The sequence below is a fragment of the Tenacibaculum sp. MEBiC06402 genome (assembly GCF_049239625.1).
Classification (GTDB): Bacteria; Bacteroidota; Bacteroidia; order Flavobacteriales; family Flavobacteriaceae; genus Polaribacter.
Map to the genome: position 1 here is coordinate 1 of NZ_JBMKKT010000064.1, position 18,405 is coordinate 18,405.

The following is an 18,405-nucleotide window of genomic DNA, read 5'->3' on the forward strand; positions in this document are numbered from 1 at the left end:
CTTCAACAGGACAAATTGATGTTTCTGCTTCAACACCGAACACATACACAGTAACCTATACTACTGCTGGAACCTGTCCTAATTCTAGTAATGTTTCAGTAACTATTAACGCATTAGACGATGCTTCTTTCTCGTACGGAGCTGCTTCTTATTGTGTAAATGCTGCAGATCCTTCACCAACAATTACAGGTTTAACAGGAGGATCATTTAGTTCTACGGCTGGGTTAAGTATTAATGCTTCAACAGGACAAATTGATGTTTCTGCTTCAACACCGAACACATACACAGTAACCTATACTACTGCTGGAACCTGTCCTAATTCTAGTAATGTTTCAGTAACTATTAACGCGTTAGATGATGCTTCTTTCTCGTATGGTGCTTCTTCATATACAATTGATGATGCTGATCCAACACCAACTATTACAGGTTTAACAGGTGGAGCATTTAGCTCTACTGCTGGATTAAGTATTAGTGCTTCAACTGGTACGATAGATTTATCTGCATCTGTACCTAACTCATATACTGTAACATATACAACAGCAGGAACGTGTCCGAATTCATCAACATTCAATATAACTGTAACTTACAATAATTACACTTGGACGGGTAATATTAATAACAGCTGGGAACAACCTGGTAACTGGAATACGAGTGTTGTACCTCATAGTACTGGTAATGCAATTATCCCAAGTGGTGTAACTAATTATCCAACAATTTCATCACCAGTTACAGTTGGTACTATTAGCATTGCTTCTGGAGCTTCAGTAATAGCTAACGCTTCTGTTACAGCAGATGTTACATATACAAGAAACTTACCAACTACAAACTGGTATTTAGTATCTGCACCAGTTTCAGGAGAAACACAAGAAGATGTAATTGCTGGTCATACTTTTGCTTCAGGAACAGGAAGTAATATTGGTATTGGAACCTACACTAATAACGGAGCTTCTCCATGGATATACTCAACAACTGCTTCAACTGGGGCATTAACTTCGGGTGCGGGAGTATCAATGAAGTTAGCTGCAGCAGGAAATGTTTCTATAACTGGGTCAATTAACTCATCAAATGTTAATTCCCCTGTTGCTACAGGTACAAGAAACAACTTTAACTTATTAGGTAATCCATTTACATCATATGTAAGCTCTTCAACTTTCGCTTCTGCGAATACTGCATTATTAAGTGAAGAAACAGTTTGGTTATGGGATGGCTCGCAATATGTAACTTACAATGCTGTTAGTCCGATTCAAATTGCGCCTGCGCAAGGATTCTTTGTAGATGCAAGTGGTTCTGGAAATGTAACTTTTGCTACTTCTAATCAAAGCCACCAATCAACAGATACTTTCATGCGACAAGAACCTAAACCGTCTTTTGAACTGTTCGTTGAAAGTGAAGCAGATAAAAAAGGTACTAAGGTATTTTATGTAAATAATAAAACTACTGGTTTTGACAACGGTTACGATTCTAAAATGTTTGAAGGTGCCGCTCAAAATTTCGCAGTGTTTACTCAATTAATTTCAGAGGACAACGGAAATAAGTTAGCTATTCAGACATTACCTAATGTGGACTATGAAACTATGGTTATTCCAGTAGGTTTAATTGCTGAAGCAAATAAGGAAATTACATTTTCTATTGCTACCTCAAATTTTCCAAGTGATATTCAAATTTACTTAGAAGACAGAAGTAATAATACTTTTGTGAACCTTTCAGAAGGAGATTATACAATCACAACGAAATCTGCAGTTAATGGAATAGGACAATATTACATACATGCATCAGCTGCAAGGTTAAGCACAGATGATATTAACCAAAACATAGCTAATGTTAACATTTATAAATCGGCAGAGCAAGAAATTACTGTTGCTGGTTTACAAGCTGAAGCGACTGTTAAAGTATTCTCTCTTTTAGGAAAAGAATTAGTCGAAACTAATATTAACTCTAATGGTTTAACGAAGGTAGCTTTACCGAACTTACCAACTGGAATATATGTTGTTAAACTAAACTCTGTTTTAGGTAACATTACTAAGAAAATAATTTTAGAATAAACTAATTCCCTATAAGAATCATGAAGAATACTGAACTAAATAAAAAAGAGATTACTAGAAAGGAAGCTCTTAAAAAGATAGGAAACTATGGTAAGTATACTGCATTAACTGCTTTAGGAACTTACTTAATTTTGAATCCAAAAAAAGCACAGGCTGCCTCACCGGAAGCTCCAGGTGACGGATTCTAAAATAGATAATCATACTTCAAAAAACCTCAAGTATTTCCTTGAGGTTTTTTTGTTTACATTAACAAATAGTTAACATTTAATAAGTTTCTTATAAAAACCGACCTTTGAACCTTGATTTTTAGTAATTTGCCCGTCCTTAAAAATTATAAAAACAAAAAAATGAAAAACAATTACTTATTGGTAATATTTTTATTATCAGTTTTTTCAATCCAAACTTCATTTGGACAGATTTACAACGCTGACTTTTCGAATGATGGTGATGGCTTTGCTGACCATACAACAAGTAGCCCACCTGCTACTGGACCAGCAAGTGTAGGTCCATTTGGAACTATTCCGAACCAATGGTCATTATCCTATGATACTGCTCCTAATTCAGATACTACAGCTAACTCATTTAAAGTAAGTGGAGGAGCTTTAGTAAGTGACGACTGGGGAGGACAAGGTATATTCATGAGTCAATCAATTGATGTTACGGGTATCTCAGCAGTAAATATTGCAGCTATTGGAGCAAACGTTGGTGCAAATGATGATAATTTTACTTATTTCTATATTTTAGATGGTGGGTCGAGAGTAGAAACTGTTATTGGAGTAACCAACAGTGGAGACCCTGTAAATTATACTGTGAATAACTTAGATGTATCAGGGAATACTTCCATTCAAGTAGGATTTGAATTCAGTGAAAATGGTAGTGGTGATGGTTATTCTGTTTCTTCATTTACAGTTACCGAAGTAACTGGTAACCCTGCTCCAGCAATTAGTAATATAGCTAATACACCTACAAATCCAACCTCTTCAGATATGGTTACTGTATCTGCTGATTTTACAGATGCAGATGGTATTGCTTCAGCAACTTTACGTTGGGGTACAACATCAGGAAGTTTAACAAATCCTGTAAGTATGTCTAATACTTCTGGAGATACTTATTCTGGAACTATTCCTGCACAAGCTGATGGAACTACTGTATTTTATACGGTAGAAGCTACAGATAGTAATGCTTCTCCTGAAACTACAGTTTCTAGTGAGAATAGTTATGATGTCATCGACCCGATAGCAGCTACTATTCCTTACAATGTGGATTTTACAACTAACGATCCATTCGTAAACAGTTGGACAGAACAAAATATAGTTGGCCCAACTATTAGCTGGACTTTTTCTGGTGGACTTGGTGCACAAATGAATGCATTTAGCGAAAGCTGTAACGCACAAGACTGGTTAATCTCTCCTGCATTTAATTTAGATACCACAACCCAAGAATATTTATCAGTTGATTTAACTCAAAGGTTCGGTTCACAAAATTTAGATTTATTATATTCTACTGACTACTCAGGAACTGGAGATCCTAATTCAGCAACTTGGACTAGCCTACAAAGCATTGCTCCTCAAAGTTCAAATAGTACCGTTGCTACGGTTAACGTAGATAACATATCTTTAAACACAATCTCTGGAACTTCTGTATATTTTGCTTTTAGATATACTTCTGCAGCCTCTGGATGTTCAGATTGGAGAGTTGCTAATATCGCTATTGAATCGGGGTTTGTTTGGACAGGCGGAACTGATAACGATTGGGCGACTGCATCAAACTGGTTAACGAATGCTGTTCCTAGTACATCGGATGACGCAGTAATTCCTTCAGGAGTAACTAACTACCCTACTATTTCTAGTGCTACAACTGTAAACTCAATTAGCATAGCTTCTGGGGCTTCATTAATTGCAAATGCTACAGTAACAGGTTCAGTTACTTATACAAGAGATTTAGCAACAAATAACTGGTATTTAATAGCTCCTCCTGTAACTGGAGAAACTATTCAAGATTTTATTGGTAATCATAATTTAGATGCTGGTACAGCAGGCAACTTAGGATTAGCCTCTTTCACCAACAACGGTGCTACACCATGGAATTATCAAAATGCAGCTTCTACAGGAAGTTTAGATGCTGGTTTAGGTTATTCTGTAAAACTAAGTGCCGCTGGAAGCATTTCAATGACAGGATCTCTTAATACAACAACTATAGGACCTGGGATTGTTAATGGATCAAGAAATAGTTTTAATTTATTAGGTAACCCTTTTACTTCTTATATTAATTCTAACACCTTTACTTCTCTTGGAGCGAATGCTAGTTTATTAGCGGAGCAAACAGTTTGGTTATGGGACGGAACTCAATATGTAACTTATAATGCTTTAACCCCTATTGAAATAGCTCCAATGCAAGCTTTCTTTGTACAGGCTGGATCTAACGGACAAGTGCTTTTTGAAACTTCAAATCAAAGTCATCAATCTACAGATACGTTCATGAGACAAGAACCTAAACCTTCTTTTGAACTATCTATCGATAATGGAGATGCTAAAAAAGGAACTAAAGTGTTTTTTGTAGAAGGAAAAACTACTGGTTGGGACAATGGTTATGATAGTAGTATGTTTGGTGGAGTTGAACATGAATTTGGTGTGTTCACACAATTAGTTTCTAACGACGAAGGAAAGAAGTTAGCAATTCAAACATTACCAGGTACAAATATCGAAACTATGATTATTCCTGTTGGATTAATTGCAGAAGCTAATACTGAAATAACTTTCTCTGTTACTTCAACTAATTTACCTTCTGGTGTCGAGATTTATTTAGAAGATAGAGCTAACAATACTTTCACGAATCTTTCTGAAGGTAACCATACAATTACAACCAAATCTGCAGTTAACGGAATTGGTCAGTATTACATCCATACTTCCGCTAGATTAAGTAATGATGATATTACTCAAAACATCGAAAATGTAAGTATTTATAATTCATCTAAAAATGAAATTACAGTTGCTGGATTACAAGCAAAAGCAAATGTAAAAGTATTCTCTCTTTTAGGTGAAGAATTAGTTAACACGAATATTAATTCTAATGGATTAAGTAAGGTTTCTTTACCTGAATTATCTACTGGAATTTATATCGTTAAACTAAACTCTGCTTTAGGAAATTTGACTAAGAAAATTATTTTAGAATAAACGAATCCTCAGTTACAATCATGAAGAATAACAAAATAAATAAAGAAGAGATCACAAGAAAAGAAGCTCTTAAAAAAATAGGAAGCTATGGTAAGTATACTGCATTAACTGCCTTAGGAACTTACTTAATTTTAAATCCCAAAAAGGCTCAGGCTGCTTCACCAGAAGCTCCAGGAGACGGATTCTAAAATTTAAACTTAAATAATTTAAAACCTCAAGGATTACCTTGAGGTTTTTTTTATTTTTACCGATAATGAAAACAGCGATTGTAAAACAAACTATTGAGGACAAATCAGTTATTTGGTTTTCCGCAACAAATCAATACATAGTTATAGAAAATAAAGTTTCAGATATTATTATTCAATTGAATAACGACATCTCAATAGAATCTATAAGTAAAGATTTGGCCGATGACCTTCAAATAAATTTGGATGAAGCTTCTACTTTTGTTCAACAAATTAATGACACCATTTACAAACCCAATTCTCAAAAATCACCAGAAAAAACTGAAAATTCAACTGAATATAACATTCCTACATTTGAAATTACAAAGTATTACAAAATAAACAAGTTAGTATTCAAGGTAGATTATCAAACCCAATTTGACGAATATCTAATTCATCCAAAATTTTCTCACTTAGAAATAGTCGAAACAAATGAGTTCAATCATAACTTTCAAGTTTTTACTCAAAAAGGTATCACTTTTCTGATAATTGACGATGAATTTATTGGATCTTGGTTAAGAGAAGACATTCACTATTTTCAAGGTAAATTTTCCATGTATATTGTGCAATTTATGCATGCTAAACCTGAAGAAGATTGGATGGGAATTTTTCATGCATCAGGTTTGGGAAATGATGAAAAATCATTACTCCTTTTAGGAGATTCAGGAAATGGAAAAAGTACTTCTTTGGCTATTTTACAAGCAAATGGTTTAACTTGTTTAGCAGATGATTTTGTTCCAATGGACATTGAAAAACAGCATGTATACACCTTTCCTTCTGCTATCTCTATCAAAAGAAATAGTTTGGAAACATTACTACCGATGTATCCTGAATTAGAAACTACGGCTGAGTTTAATTTTAAAAGACTAAATAAAATTGTCCGCTTTTTACCACCAAAAACAAATCAACCAAACTATAATTTACCATGTAATGATTTAGTTTTCATTAAATATGAAAAAAATAGCGGTCTACAATTTGAACAAATTTCAAAAATAGATGCGTTTCAACAGTTAATTCCAGATTCTTGGATTTCTAATAAAGAAGAAAATGTAGAAGTTTTTTTAAATTGGTTTTCAAATACCAATTGTTATAAATTAACTTATTCTGAAAATGATAAAATGGTAGAAACAATAAAGAATTTATTAAAGTAATGACCTATAAAGAAGCACTATTTTTTATTGGAAAATGCTTAACCATAAATCATGAAAAGCATAATAAAATTGAAATTGAAAATGCACTTAAAGATAATGCCGTTGATTGGGATAATGTTGTCAAAGTAAGTACCACTCATTATGTTTTTCCTGCTTTATATTGTAATTTAAAAAGAGCCGATTTTTTAAACTATCTTCCTAGTGATTTGGTTGAATATATGAAGCATATTACAGACTTAAACAGAGAACGTAACGAACAAATTATAGAACAGGCTAAGGAAATCAATCAACTACTTTTAAAAAACGGCATTACCCCTATTTTCTTAAAAGGAACAGGTAATCTACTTTCTGGATTATATCATGATATCGCGGAAAGAATGATTGGGGATATAGATTTTTTAGTTGATGAAAATAATTTTTTGAAAGCTGCAAAATTGTTGGAGAATAACAAGTATGAAAAAGCATCAAAAAAACCAACTAGTCCCATTTTCTTGAAACATTATCCAAGAATGTTTAATGAAAATAAAATATCGGCAGTTGAAGTGCATATTGAAATGCTCAGAGACAAGGCTTCAGAAACATTTAATCACAAAGCCATAAAGAGCGCTACCTTTAATATTGGTCAACTAAACTTTTTAGGTTTAAAAGATCAATTAACACTTTCAACAATGGCTATCCAACACAATGATTACGGATATATCTATAAATCTATTAGTCTGAGAAATTGTTATGACATTTTTCTCATGTCAATTGAAGTAAATAATTTAGAATGCATTAACTCCTATAATAGCTTCTCTGCATTATTAAACTCTTATTTTGCATTAACTTCTAAAATATTAAACACTAATTATGTGAAATTTAAAATGAACCTTAAAACAAAGTTTTATCTTAACTTTATTGTCTTCAAACTGGATTTTCCTCTTTTCAATAAGGTTCATCACAAATTTTGGGCACTTTATTTATTTGTATCTCAAAAAAGTGCAGGTCTTTTACGATTTATTTTTGTCAAGGAGTTTAGGTCATATTATATTAAGAGACTATTCTCTTAACCTCGTCAAAATCCAAACCTCCATAATTACCAGAACTCATTAATAAGAGCGCTGAATTATTTAAATCCTCACCAAACAAAAAGGTCTTAAAATCCTCAGGTTTCGTATAAACAATTAAGTCTTTTCTTTCGAATGCCTTAAATATTTGTTCTTCAGATATCTCTTCTAATCTTTTAATTTTAACTGCATGAGGTGAATAAAACACAACTGCCATATCTGCAGCATCTAGTGCTCCCTTGTATTCGGTTAAAAACTCTTTATTCAAACTACTATAAGTATGTAGTTCTAAACATGCTATTAACTTTCTATCCTTAAATTGATTTTTTACTGCTTCCGTAGTTGCTTTTACTTTTGATGGTGAATGTGCAAAATCTTTGAATGCCACCGTTGAGCTTGATTCTGCAATTTTCTCTAATCGTTTACTTGCTCCACTAAAACTTGCAATCGCCTCATAAAAATCTTCTTCGTCAATTCCCATGTGTTGACAAATCCACTTTGCTCCTGCTATGTTTTGCAAATTATGATTTCCAAAAACTTCTAACGGTAAATCTCCTTCTGATGTATTTAAATAAGTTACTTCATCTTCAATGAAATATTCTGGCTTAGTATATGGGTATTTTTTAATTGAATTCGTTGATTCCTCAACTACTCTTTTTACTTCCTTGTCTTCTTCATTATATACCATGATTCCACCATTCACTAGAGAATCGGTAAATATTGAAAACTGTTCAACATAATTTTCAAACGTTGGAAATACATTAATATGATCCCAAGCTATTCCGCTTAATAAAGCAATATTAGGTTTGTATAAATGAAACTTAGGTCTTCTGTCTATTGGTGAGCTTAAATATTCATCACCTTCTAAAACAATAAATTCATTTTCTTCTGTTAAATGAACCATGGTATCAAATCCCTCCAATTGTGCTCCAACCATATAATCTACCTCTCTGTCATGATAATTCAACACATGCAAAATCATAGAAGTAATAGTTGTTTTTCCATGCGAACCGCCAATAACAACACGAGTTTTATGTTTCGATTGTTCATACAAAAATTCTGGATACGAATATATAGTTAAACCCAACTCCTGCGCTTTCAATAATTCTGGATTATCTTCTTTTGCATGCATTCCTAAAATAACTGCATCCAAATCACTCGTTATTTTATCTTCAAACCAGCCAAACTCCTCAGGTAATAATCCTTTTGCTGCTAATCTTGATTTTGATGGATCGTGAATAGTATCGTCGCTTCCTGTAATTTGGTATCCTTTTTGGTGTAATGCTAATGCTAAGTTGTGCATTGCACTTCCACCAATTGCAATAAAGTGTATTTTCATATATATCGTAATCTGAAATCAAAAATACAAAACCCAAAAACAAAATATGTATCTTTAAAACGAAACTCATCAAAATGATGTTTTCACGAATCAAAATCAACTAAAAACTAAGTCCAGTTTGTATTTAAATTTAATACAACGGTACTTTATAGTCTAAAATATAATTTAATCAAAACATCTCTGTTATTATACAACAACCTTATGAGATTCAATGATTAAAAACCTTTTTTGTCATGAAAAAAAAATCGATTTTACTTACAATGCTAATTCTATTTTCAATAATTTCTCAGGCTCAAAATAATTATCAAAATCTTTGGAAAAAAGTTGAAAACTTTGAGAAAGAAGCACTTCCAAAATCAGCATTAAAAGTAGTAGAGGAAATTTATAAAAAAGCTACAGCTGATAAAAATTCACCTCAAATAATAAAATGCTTAGTTTATAAAAGTAAGTATTCTTTAGGTTTAGAAGAAAACGCACAACTTACGATTATTGACGAATTTAAAAACCATATTTCCAAAAGTAGTTTTCCTACAAAAAACATACTTGAAAATATGTTGGCCAATTTATTTTGGCAGTATTTTGAAGATAATCGATATCAATTTTACAACAGAACAAATACTGAACAAAAGATAGATAAAGCTGATTTTCGAACTTGGGATTTGACTACTTTATTTAATGAAATCCATTCTTATTACCAGCGTTCTTTAGAAGACGCAAATAAGCTACAACAAATAGACATTAGGACTTTTAAAGATATTTTAGTTTTAGCGGAAGATTCAGAAAAATATCGTCCTACTTTATATGATTTATTAGCACATAATGCTTTACGATTTTACAAAACTGACGAAACTAATATTACCAAACCAGCGTATCAATTTAAACTAGATAATACTGACTATATATGTGAGGCTAATTTATTTTCTAAATTAAAATTAGAAACAAAAGATTCAATCTCTTTACAATTTAATGCCTTAAAAATTTACCAAACATTAACTCAGTTTCATCAAAAGAAACAAAATATTGAGGCACTTGTGGATGTTGATTTACAACGATTGGATTTTGTAAATACAAATGCTACTTACAATGACAAAGACATTCCTTACCTAGAAACTTTAAAATCTTCAGAAAGTAATTATAAAAACAAGGACGTTGGAGCTTTATATTCATTTGAAATAGCTAAATTTTTAAATACACAAACTTCAATATACACATTAGAAAAGAATGAAGATTATCGCTTTAAAAACAAAGAAGCTCTTGCTATTTGTAATCAAATCGAAAAAGAATTCCCTCAAAGCTTAGCAGCAAAAAAAGCAAGAATTCTAACCAATTCAATTTATCAAAAACAACTTTCTATTCTTGAAGAACAACATATTCCGATTAACAAGTATTCAAGAGTTCTTATCAATTATAAAAATATTGATAAACTTTATTTTTCAGTTTATCAAGTATCTCATGAAAAATATCAAGAAATTGAAAAAACACATAATCGTTCTAAGAAAATAAAAGCAATTCAAAATCTAGAAAAAGTAACTTCTTGGGAAAGTAGTTTACCGAATGAACAGGATTATTTAGAACATTCAACAGAAATAATTATTCCCAAATTACAACAAGGAAACTACCTGATAGTCGTTTCTGAAAAAGAACAATTAGATGAAAAAACCATTTTTGGAAATGCTTTAGTTCAAGTTACTGATTTAACTTTTATAACAAGAAACGAAACAGGAAAAACCATATATCAAATTCTCGATAGAAATAATGGTCAACCTATAGATAAAGCTAAAGTTCGACTTATCAATAAAGGAGATAGATATCAAAATAAAGTAATTGATAAATATTTTACGACAGATAAAAACGGGGAATTTTCTTTTAATCCTAACTCCTATTACTATGGGGTAAAAGCTATTGTTAGTTATAAAAATGACAAAGCTGTTTTCGGAGATTTTTACCTAAGAGAAAATCGAATTTATAACAACAAAGCGAGAACTCAAACGAGAATATTTTTATTTACAGATAGAAGTATTTACAGACCCGGACAAACACTTCATTTTAAAGGAATTTCATTAGAAAGCTTAAAGAATAAATCTTCTATCATTACAAACCAGTCAGTAGAAGTTGTCTTGAAAGATGTTAATAATCAAGAAATCGAAAAAATTAAGCTCACTACCAATGAATTCGGTTCTTTCTCTGGAAAATTTGTTATTCCAAATACAGGTTTAACAGGTAGTTTTTCTATTGAATCTACCATAAAAGGAAAAAGAGATTATCAATACATCTCAGTTGAAGAGTATAAACGTCCAAAATTTGAAACTAAGTTTAAACCTGTCACAAAAACCTATCAATTAAATAATGAGATTACTGTAAATGGTTTTGCAAAAGCTTATTCAGGCGCAAATATTACAGATGCTAAAGTGGTTTATAGAGTTCACAGAAAAGTTAACTATCCGAGATGGTGTTATTGGTACTATCCGTATTTAGATTCTGACCCTCAAGAAATTATTAATGGCGAAACCAAAACAAATGAAAAAGGTGAGTTTGAAATTAAGTTTACAGCACTTCCCGATGAAAGCATTGCTAGAGAAAAACTTCCAGTTTTTAATTATGAAGTAACTGCAGGTGTTATTGATTTAAATGGAGAAACTCGCTCTTCTACTACCTTGGTAAAAGTTGGGTATCATAGCTTATTGGCATCTATAGAGAGTGATGATTCTATTGATAAAAGCAAAAAAAATCAAACTATTAAAGTTTCTACTAGAAATTTAAATGATGAAATGGTTAGCGCAACAGGTACTATTCAGATTTATAAACTTGTTGCTCCTAAAAAACCGATTAGAAAGCGTCCTTGGAAAGCACCTTTTTATCAAACAATTTCAAAAGAGGAGTTTCACTCCAAATTTCCTAACGAAGCATATAAAAACGAAGATAATTATACCAATTGGGAAAAAGGAGACATCTTGTTTTCTAAGGAGTTTACAACTACTAAAGGTTCGGAAGAAATTGATTTACCTTCATTAAGAAAATGGAAATCTGGTAAATACATCATTGAACTTACATCTAAAGACAAGTTTAACCAAACAGTAACAGATAAAAAATTCGTAACGTTATTTAGTGATAAGGACAAGCTTCCTTCTGATAATGATTTATTTTCAATATCGAGTGATAAAGAAGAGTATCAGCCAGGAGAAACAGCAGTTATTACAGTTGCCTCAAATTCAGAAGATATAACAGTAATGGTAACTGTTGAAAAAGATAGAAAAGTGATTGAATCACATTATATTCATCTGAACAAAAATTGTAAATCTATAAAGATTCCTGTTACAAAAGAGGACTTTGGAGGCTTCGGTATTCGTTATCATTTTGTGAATTATAACTTCTTCCAAAGTCAACCTTTCTTAATATCTGTACCTCATCCGAAAACAGACCTGGAAATCATTACAAAAACGTTTAGAGACAAATTACAACCCGGTTCAAATGAGACATGGAGTTTCACGATAAAAGGATCTAAAAAAGATAAAGTTGCAGCCGAATTATTAGCAGGAATGTACGACGCTTCTTTAGATCAATTTAAACCACACAATTGGAATTTTAATCCTATTGCAAAACCAACTTATAGTTTTAGTACTTATACAACTTCTCAACACAGTTTTGGAACAAATTATTTTAGAGTTCAAAACGATAGTCAAATGTATTTTAATTACCCTGCATTACAATACGACCAATTAAACTGGTTTGGATTTTATTTTGAAAGTGGTAATCGTCTTAATAAACTTTATGAAGCAGCTCCAGTAGAGGCTGAAGCTTTAATGGTTAGAGGCGCTGCTAAACGAAGTACTGCTAAAGCCATTCAGGGAAAAGTTGCAGGAGTATCTATTAACAAAGAAGAAGTTGTAGTTGTAGGAAGCATTAAAACTAATGAGAAACCTAAAGAGGATTTAGGAGGCGTTCAAATCAGAAAAAACTTACAAGAAACTGCTTTCTTTTATCCTCATTTATCAACAGACACTAACGGAGATGTATCGTTTAACTTTACTATTCCAGAAGCGTTGACTAAATGGAAATTACAATTATTAGCACACTCTAAAAATTTACATTCTGCCACTAAAACTTTAGAAACAGTTACACAGAAAGAATTAATGGTTGTTCCGAATGCTCCTCGTTTTTTACGAGAAAAAGATGAAATTACATTGAGTGCGAAAATTAGCAACTTAACAGATAAAAAATTATCAGGAACAAGTCAGCTAATCCTTACTGATGCCATTACAGGAAAATCAATTGACTCAGAATTAAGTAATACTAACAATCAACAAACATTTACTGTAGATGCTGAAGGAAATACACAAATATCTTGGAATTTAAAAATTCCAGCTACAGTTCAAGTAGTACAATATCAAGTAATTGCTAAGGCTGAGGATTTTTCTGATGGAGAACAAAATGTATTGCCGGTATTATCGAACAGAATGCTAGTTACGGAAACGCTTCCAATGTGGGTTCGCTCTAATCAATCAAAAACATTCACGTTAGACAAACTAAAAAACAATAATTCCTCTACACTAAAACATCACAAGTTAAGTTTAGAAGTAACTTCAAATCCAACTTGGTATGCTGTACAAGCTTTACCCTATTTAATGGAATATCCGTATGATTGTGCAGAGCAGACTTTTGCGCGTTATTACGCAAATACTTTAGCAACATTTATTGCGAATTCAAATCCGAAAATTCAAAACGTTTTCAATCAGTGGAAATCTAGCAAAGCGTTATTGAGTAATTTAGAAAAGAACCAAGAATTAAAATCCTTAATCATTCAGGAAACTCCGTGGTTACGTGATGCACAATCGGAAAGTGAACAAAAGAAACGCATTGCTTTATTGTTCGATTTAAATACAATGAAAAATGAGCAACAAAAGGCGTTTAACAAACTTCAAGACTTACAAATGAATAATGGTGGCTTCCCTTGGTTTAAAGGAAGCAGATATCCAAATTCATATATCACTAATTACATTGTTTCTGGTTTTGGCCATTTGGACAAATTAGGCATTGAACAATTTGATAAACGCACACGTAATATGCTTACCAGAGCCGTTAAGTTTTTAGATACTGAAGTAGCGTATAACTATAAAAGACTTCTAAAAAGAGCTAAGCAAATCAAAGAAAAAGACGGAGCTAAAGCATCTCAAAAGTTTTTAGAGAAACAACATATTGGGTATTTTGATATTCAATATTTGTACATGCGCAGTTTTTATGAAAACATTCCGATTTCGGGAGTTACTAAAGATGCCGTAGCTTATTATCAAAAGCAAGCAGCAACCTATTGGAAATCGTTTAATTTATCTGGAAAAGGTTGGATTGCCCTTACCCAATTCAGAAACGGAGATAAATCAGTTGCGAGTAAAATTTTAAAATCGTTGAAAGAAAACAGTATCAATTCTGAAGAATTAGGTATGTACTGGAAAGAAAATACTGCGGGTTGGTATTGGCATCAAGCTCCAATTGAAACACAAGCTTTATTAATTGAAGCGTTTTCAGAAATCGAAAATGACACCAAAACAATTGATGATTTAAAAGTTTGGTTATTAAAAAACAAACAAGTTAGCCGTTGGAAAACTACCAAAGCCACTTCTGAAGCTGTGTATGCATTATTATTACAAGGTTCAGATTGGTTAGCTTCAAACGAGTTGGTAACTATCAAAATGGGCGATAAAACCATCGATCCAACTCAATTAGAAAATTCTAAAGTTGAAGCTGGCACAGGTTATTTTAAAACTTCTTGGAATGGTTCAGAAATAACTTCTGATAAAGCTACAGTTACTTTAACTAAAAAAGACAAAGAAATTGCTTGGGGTGGATTGTATTGGCAGTATTTTGAAGATTTAGATAAAATCTCCTCTGCTAAAACTCCGTTACAACTTTCTAAAAAGTTATTTAAAAAGGTAAATTCTGATACTGGTAAAAAGCTACTAGCTATTTCTGATACCGAATTAAAAGTTGGTGATTTAGTTGCTGTTCGTATTGAATTGAAAGTTGACAGAGATATGGAATTTATTCATATGAAAGACATGCGTGCTTCTGCATTTGAACCTGTAGATGTAATTTCTCAATACAAATGGCAAGACGGATTAGGGTATTATCAAAGCACAAAAGATGCCGCTACGAATTTCTTCTTTGATAGAGTTAGAAAAGGTGTGTATGTTTTTGAATATGATGTCCGTGTAAACAACAAAGGAAATTTTAGCAACGGAATTACAACCATTCAGAGTATGTATGCTCCAGAATTCTCAAGTCATTCAGAAGGTGTGCGAGTGAAAGTTAAATAAATGAAAAGCAAATTTATAATTGTTTTAGTATTTCTTAGTATCAATGTAATGCACAGTCAAAATTTGGATTTATCTGAATATAAATGGAAAAATAGACTCGTTTTAATTATTACAAATGGTAATTCTAACCTTCGGAAACAACAACTTAATGAGTTTCAATCAAGACTTAAAGAATTCGAAGAACGTAAACTTATATTTTTTGAAATTCAACCGAAACGTTATCGAAAAATCCCTTTAAAAATAAAGACAAAAGAACAAGATAACTGGTTTTATACTGCGCAACCCTACGAAAAGCACAAATCAAAAAACACAGATTTTAAAGTTCTACTTATTGGACTTGATGGTGGAATTAAGAAGCAAAAGACAAATAAAATACTGACTCAAGAACAACTTTTCACCATAATTGATGGAATGCCTATGAGAAGAAGGGAATTAAAAAGAAATAATTAAGATTTAAACTCCTATTAAACAAAAAAATTAAGAACTTAAAAAATTTTTATTTGACTTAACCTTTATTTACAGCAAAAAAAGTAGATTTGCGCGATTTTACAAACGATTAAAACTTATTTGTAACATCTTAGGTGTTTTATACACTAACAAATAGAAGATACTTAAAGTTTATCACTTTAACGAAAATATAAATCGATACATCAAAGAAAACCGGGAGAATTTTTTTTGATATTTTTAGCCGCCTGCTCTTTTTGAGAAGGCGGTTTTTTTATTCTGATGTGTATATTCTTTTGATAGTTTAGATTAAAAGTTTACTTTTATAAATGCTATGAAAAAAATTACTTTATCTTCCAAAAAACATAGAGGTGAGATATGCATATTTATATCTTTTGCCTTTGATTCAGATATTATCGATTTAATAAAAAAGAATACTTCTGCACTTTGGAGTAATACGAACAAGGCTTGGTATCTTCCTCTTTCTAATAAAAACAGATATGAACTACAGGAATTATTAAAAAAATATAATGTTAAAGATACTATCAAAGAAACCTACCTCGAACTAACCGACGAGCAAAAGGAATTCTTAAACGGTTATTATCTTTTCTTGAAAGGAAAAAGGTATAGTAAAAGCACTCTAAAAACCTATACTTTTTTTATAGCGCATTTCGTTAGTTTTTATTCTGATTTAGATTTAAAACGATTGAATAATATACATGTTAGAAAGTTTATTGAAACCATTTTTCTCAAAAGAAAATATTCCATCAGTACTCAACGTCAGTTTATAAGCGCGGTAAAACTTTTTACTCAGTACTTTCCTGAAACAGGAATTCAAAATTTAGAACTAACTAGACCTAAAAAGTCAAAAAAATTGCCAGTAGTATTATCACAAGAAGAAGTTATATCGATCATAAGAGCTACTAAAAACCTCAAACATAGAGCTGTAATTACATTGTTATATTCTTCAGGAATTAGAATTAGCGAATTATTAGCTTTAAAAATATCTGACATAAATATCGAACGAAGACAAGTTCGAATAGAAAATGCAAAAGGAAGAAGAGATAGATATGTAATATTAGCAGAAAACTTTATACCATTACTATTGAATTATTATCACACTTATCAACCAAAGGTGTTTTTAATTGAAAACCTAAAAGGACAAAAATATTCGGCAAGTAGTGTTCGAAAATTTATAAAGAAATCATGCGTAAAAGCAGGAGCATTAAAACATGTAACTCCACATACATTTAGGCATAGTTTTGCTACACATTTATTAGAAGATGGAGTTAGTTTAAGACATATTCAAGAATTATTAGGACACAGCAAACCAGAAACCACGATGATTTATACACAAGTAACTCAGAAGAGTTTACTAAAAATAAAAAGTCCTCTAGATCAACTAACTAACAAAAAATCAAAAACTAGTGAATTGGAACAAAAGTTCCTGTTATCCGGAAATACAAACCCATAAACAGGTATATTTGCACGGATATAACTAGTTGTAAGCAAGCGAACATCCAATAAATATGAACATATCACCATACATATTTATACCCGAAAAAAGTATTGAAGTTTATAAAAAGACTTCTGACTACTTATTAGAAAATTCTAACATAAAAGACAAAATAGGAGAATTAGGATGGTTTTATCATATAATTGGAATGACAATTCCTCAAAATTGGGACAATTTTTGGTCTGGACACATATTTCCATTTTCAGAATCTTGGGAAGAACTTCAAATCTCATTTAATTTAGTTTGTTTTGGACTTTATAAACAAGCCTTTGTCTCATTACGAAGTGCATTAGAATTAGGTATGTTATCTGTCTATTATAACATCAACGATGAAGGACATAAAATGGTAAAAGATTGGCTTTCATCAAAAGATTCTAATGATGCTAATACGCCAAGAGCAAGTGTAATTTGGAGAGTATTACTTTCAAATAAAAACATAAAAGAATTTAACGATAAGCATAATCTAAAAGGAAAGTTTAATGAGCTTGGATTTTTACATAATTACGTTCATACTAAAGGAAGTAAATACTCTAATAAACTTGGTAGGTTTAAGAGTAATTTTCAAACTTTTGAATCCGACCAAATAGAAAATTGGCTTGAAACTTATCAAAAAATAGCCTCGATTGTCTGCACGCTTCATTTATTAAAATATCCAATAGCAGTTGTAAAATATGATTATTCACAAAAATTTGGAATTGACATACCAAGTTTCGGTGGATTGGAGGAATTTAATATAGAGAAGATTAGAAGAATTTTACCAGACGACTATTTGAGTACAATCGAAAACATTGCGGAAAACGATAAAACAACACAGGAAACAATTAACGAAATAAAATCATTTCCTGACAAGACCGAAGAAGAAGTAGAAGAACAATGCAGATTTATTGAGAAAATTAGTATTGAAGGTTCAGGATTTATCAAATGGCTCGAACAACAAGAGAAATTCCTTGAATTAATAAACGAAAAGGAATTTAGTGAAGTAATGCAAAGCCGAATTGACTATCTCAAGAATTGGTCTATACAAAATGACCTTTATGACAAAACAAAGCTAGATAAGATTAAAGAGAAAAATAACATATAAAAAAAGCCAGCTTACAACAAAGTGTATAATTAATCGCTACTGAATTTCCTCACCGGAAATTCAATCTTATTAATTATCTTT

At 31.5% G+C, this 18,405-nt stretch carries 11 protein-coding genes; 10 read left to right on the forward strand and 1 reads right to left on the reverse strand.

What is annotated here, in order from left to right:
• The 6 genes from ACOSP6_RS00700 to ACOSP6_RS00725 all read left to right on the forward strand — a co-directional run.
• Nucleotides 1–2,042, forward strand: a 2,042-nt coding sequence (locus ACOSP6_RS00700) for a T9SS type A sorting domain-containing protein (RefSeq protein ID WP_422095681.1), incomplete at its 5' end; no start/stop codon positions are given.
• A gap of 20 nt (nucleotides 2,043–2,062) precedes the next feature.
• The gene (locus ACOSP6_RS00705) at nucleotides 2,063–2,230 is read left to right on the forward strand and encodes a hypothetical protein (protein WP_422092871.1); all 168 of its coding nucleotides are present in this window, start codon (nucleotides 2,063–2,065) and stop codon (nucleotides 2,228–2,230) included.
• A gap of 159 nt (nucleotides 2,231–2,389) precedes the next feature.
• Nucleotides 2,390–5,215 carry a choice-of-anchor J domain-containing protein gene (locus ACOSP6_RS00710; RefSeq protein ID WP_422092872.1) on the forward strand — a complete coding sequence of 942 codons (2,826 nt, stop codon included), beginning with the start codon at nucleotides 2,390–2,392 and terminating at the stop codon, nucleotides 5,213–5,215.
• A 20-nt stretch (nucleotides 5,216–5,235) separates the two neighbouring features.
• A complete protein-coding gene (locus tag ACOSP6_RS00715) occupies nucleotides 5,236–5,403 on the forward strand; it encodes a hypothetical protein (RefSeq protein WP_422092873.1) in 168 nt (55 codons plus the stop codon).
• Nucleotides 5,404–5,468: 65 nt separating this feature from the next.
• Entirely contained in the window at nucleotides 5,469–6,590 is a 1,122-nt protein-coding gene (locus ACOSP6_RS00720) for a hypothetical protein (RefSeq protein ID WP_422092874.1), read from the forward strand.
• The gene (locus ACOSP6_RS00725) at nucleotides 6,590–7,639 is read left to right on the forward strand and encodes a nucleotidyltransferase family protein (RefSeq protein WP_422092875.1); all 1,050 of its coding nucleotides are present in this window, start codon (nucleotides 6,590–6,592) and stop codon (nucleotides 7,637–7,639) included. Before ACOSP6_RS00720 ends, ACOSP6_RS00725 begins: the two co-directional genes overlap by 1 nt.
• On the opposite strand, the gene ACOSP6_RS00730 is transcribed toward ACOSP6_RS00725, so the two are convergent.
• A complete protein-coding gene (locus ACOSP6_RS00730) occupies nucleotides 7,620–8,975 on the reverse strand; it encodes a UDP-N-acetylmuramate--L-alanine ligase (RefSeq protein WP_422092876.1) in 1,356 nt (451 codons plus the stop codon). The genes ACOSP6_RS00725 and ACOSP6_RS00730 overlap by 20 nt on opposite strands.
• 233 nt (nucleotides 8,976–9,208) lie before the next feature.
• Between ACOSP6_RS00730 and ACOSP6_RS00735 the strand changes: the two genes are divergently transcribed.
• From ACOSP6_RS00735 to ACOSP6_RS00750, 4 genes are all read left to right on the forward strand, one after another.
• Nucleotides 9,209–15,283 (forward strand): alpha-2-macroglobulin family protein, encoded by a 6,075-nt coding sequence (locus ACOSP6_RS00735; RefSeq protein WP_422092877.1) that lies wholly within the window; start codon nucleotides 9,209–9,211, stop codon nucleotides 15,281–15,283.
• On the forward strand, nucleotides 15,284–15,733 hold the full coding sequence (locus ACOSP6_RS00740; RefSeq protein WP_422092878.1) for a DUF4174 domain-containing protein: 450 nt from the start codon (nucleotides 15,284–15,286) through the stop codon (nucleotides 15,731–15,733).
• 328 nt (nucleotides 15,734–16,061) lie between these two features.
• Nucleotides 16,062–17,201 (forward strand): tyrosine-type recombinase/integrase, encoded by a 1,140-nt coding sequence (locus ACOSP6_RS00745; protein ID WP_422092879.1) that lies wholly within the window; start codon nucleotides 16,062–16,064, stop codon nucleotides 17,199–17,201.
• Nucleotides 17,202–17,256: 55 nt separating this feature from the next.
• Complete coding sequence (locus ACOSP6_RS00750; protein WP_422092880.1) at nucleotides 17,257–18,324, forward strand: hypothetical protein; 1,068 nt, start codon at nucleotides 17,257–17,259, stop codon at nucleotides 18,322–18,324.
• The last annotated feature ends 81 nt before the right edge of the window (nucleotides 18,325–18,405 follow it).

What these genes read in the sequence shown, in the direction of transcription:
- ACOSP6_RS00745 (WP_422092879.1), top strand. Translation starts at nt 16,062, where the DNA reads ATGAAAAAAATTACTTTATCTTCCAAAAAACATAGAGGTGAGATATGC.
- ACOSP6_RS00730 (WP_422092876.1), bottom strand. Translation starts at nt 8,975, where the DNA reads ATGAAAATACACTTTATTGCAATTGGTGGAAGTGCAATGCACAACTTA.
- ACOSP6_RS00750 (WP_422092880.1), top strand. Translation starts at nt 17,257, where the DNA reads ATGAACATATCACCATACATATTTATACCCGAAAAAAGTATTGAAGTT.
- ACOSP6_RS00740 (WP_422092878.1), top strand. Translation starts at nt 15,284, where the DNA reads ATGAAAAGCAAATTTATAATTGTTTTAGTATTTCTTAGTATCAATGTA.
- ACOSP6_RS00705 (WP_422092871.1), top strand. Translation starts at nt 2,063, where the DNA reads ATGAAGAATACTGAACTAAATAAAAAAGAGATTACTAGAAAGGAAGCT.
- ACOSP6_RS00710 (WP_422092872.1), top strand. Translation starts at nt 2,390, where the DNA reads ATGAAAAACAATTACTTATTGGTAATATTTTTATTATCAGTTTTTTCA.
- ACOSP6_RS00735 (WP_422092877.1), top strand. Translation starts at nt 9,209, where the DNA reads ATGAAAAAAAAATCGATTTTACTTACAATGCTAATTCTATTTTCAATA.
- ACOSP6_RS00715 (WP_422092873.1), top strand. Translation starts at nt 5,236, where the DNA reads ATGAAGAATAACAAAATAAATAAAGAAGAGATCACAAGAAAAGAAGCT.
- ACOSP6_RS00725 (WP_422092875.1), top strand. Translation starts at nt 6,590, where the DNA reads ATGACCTATAAAGAAGCACTATTTTTTATTGGAAAATGCTTAACCATA.
- ACOSP6_RS00720 (WP_422092874.1), top strand. Translation starts at nt 5,469, where the DNA reads ATGAAAACAGCGATTGTAAAACAAACTATTGAGGACAAATCAGTTATT.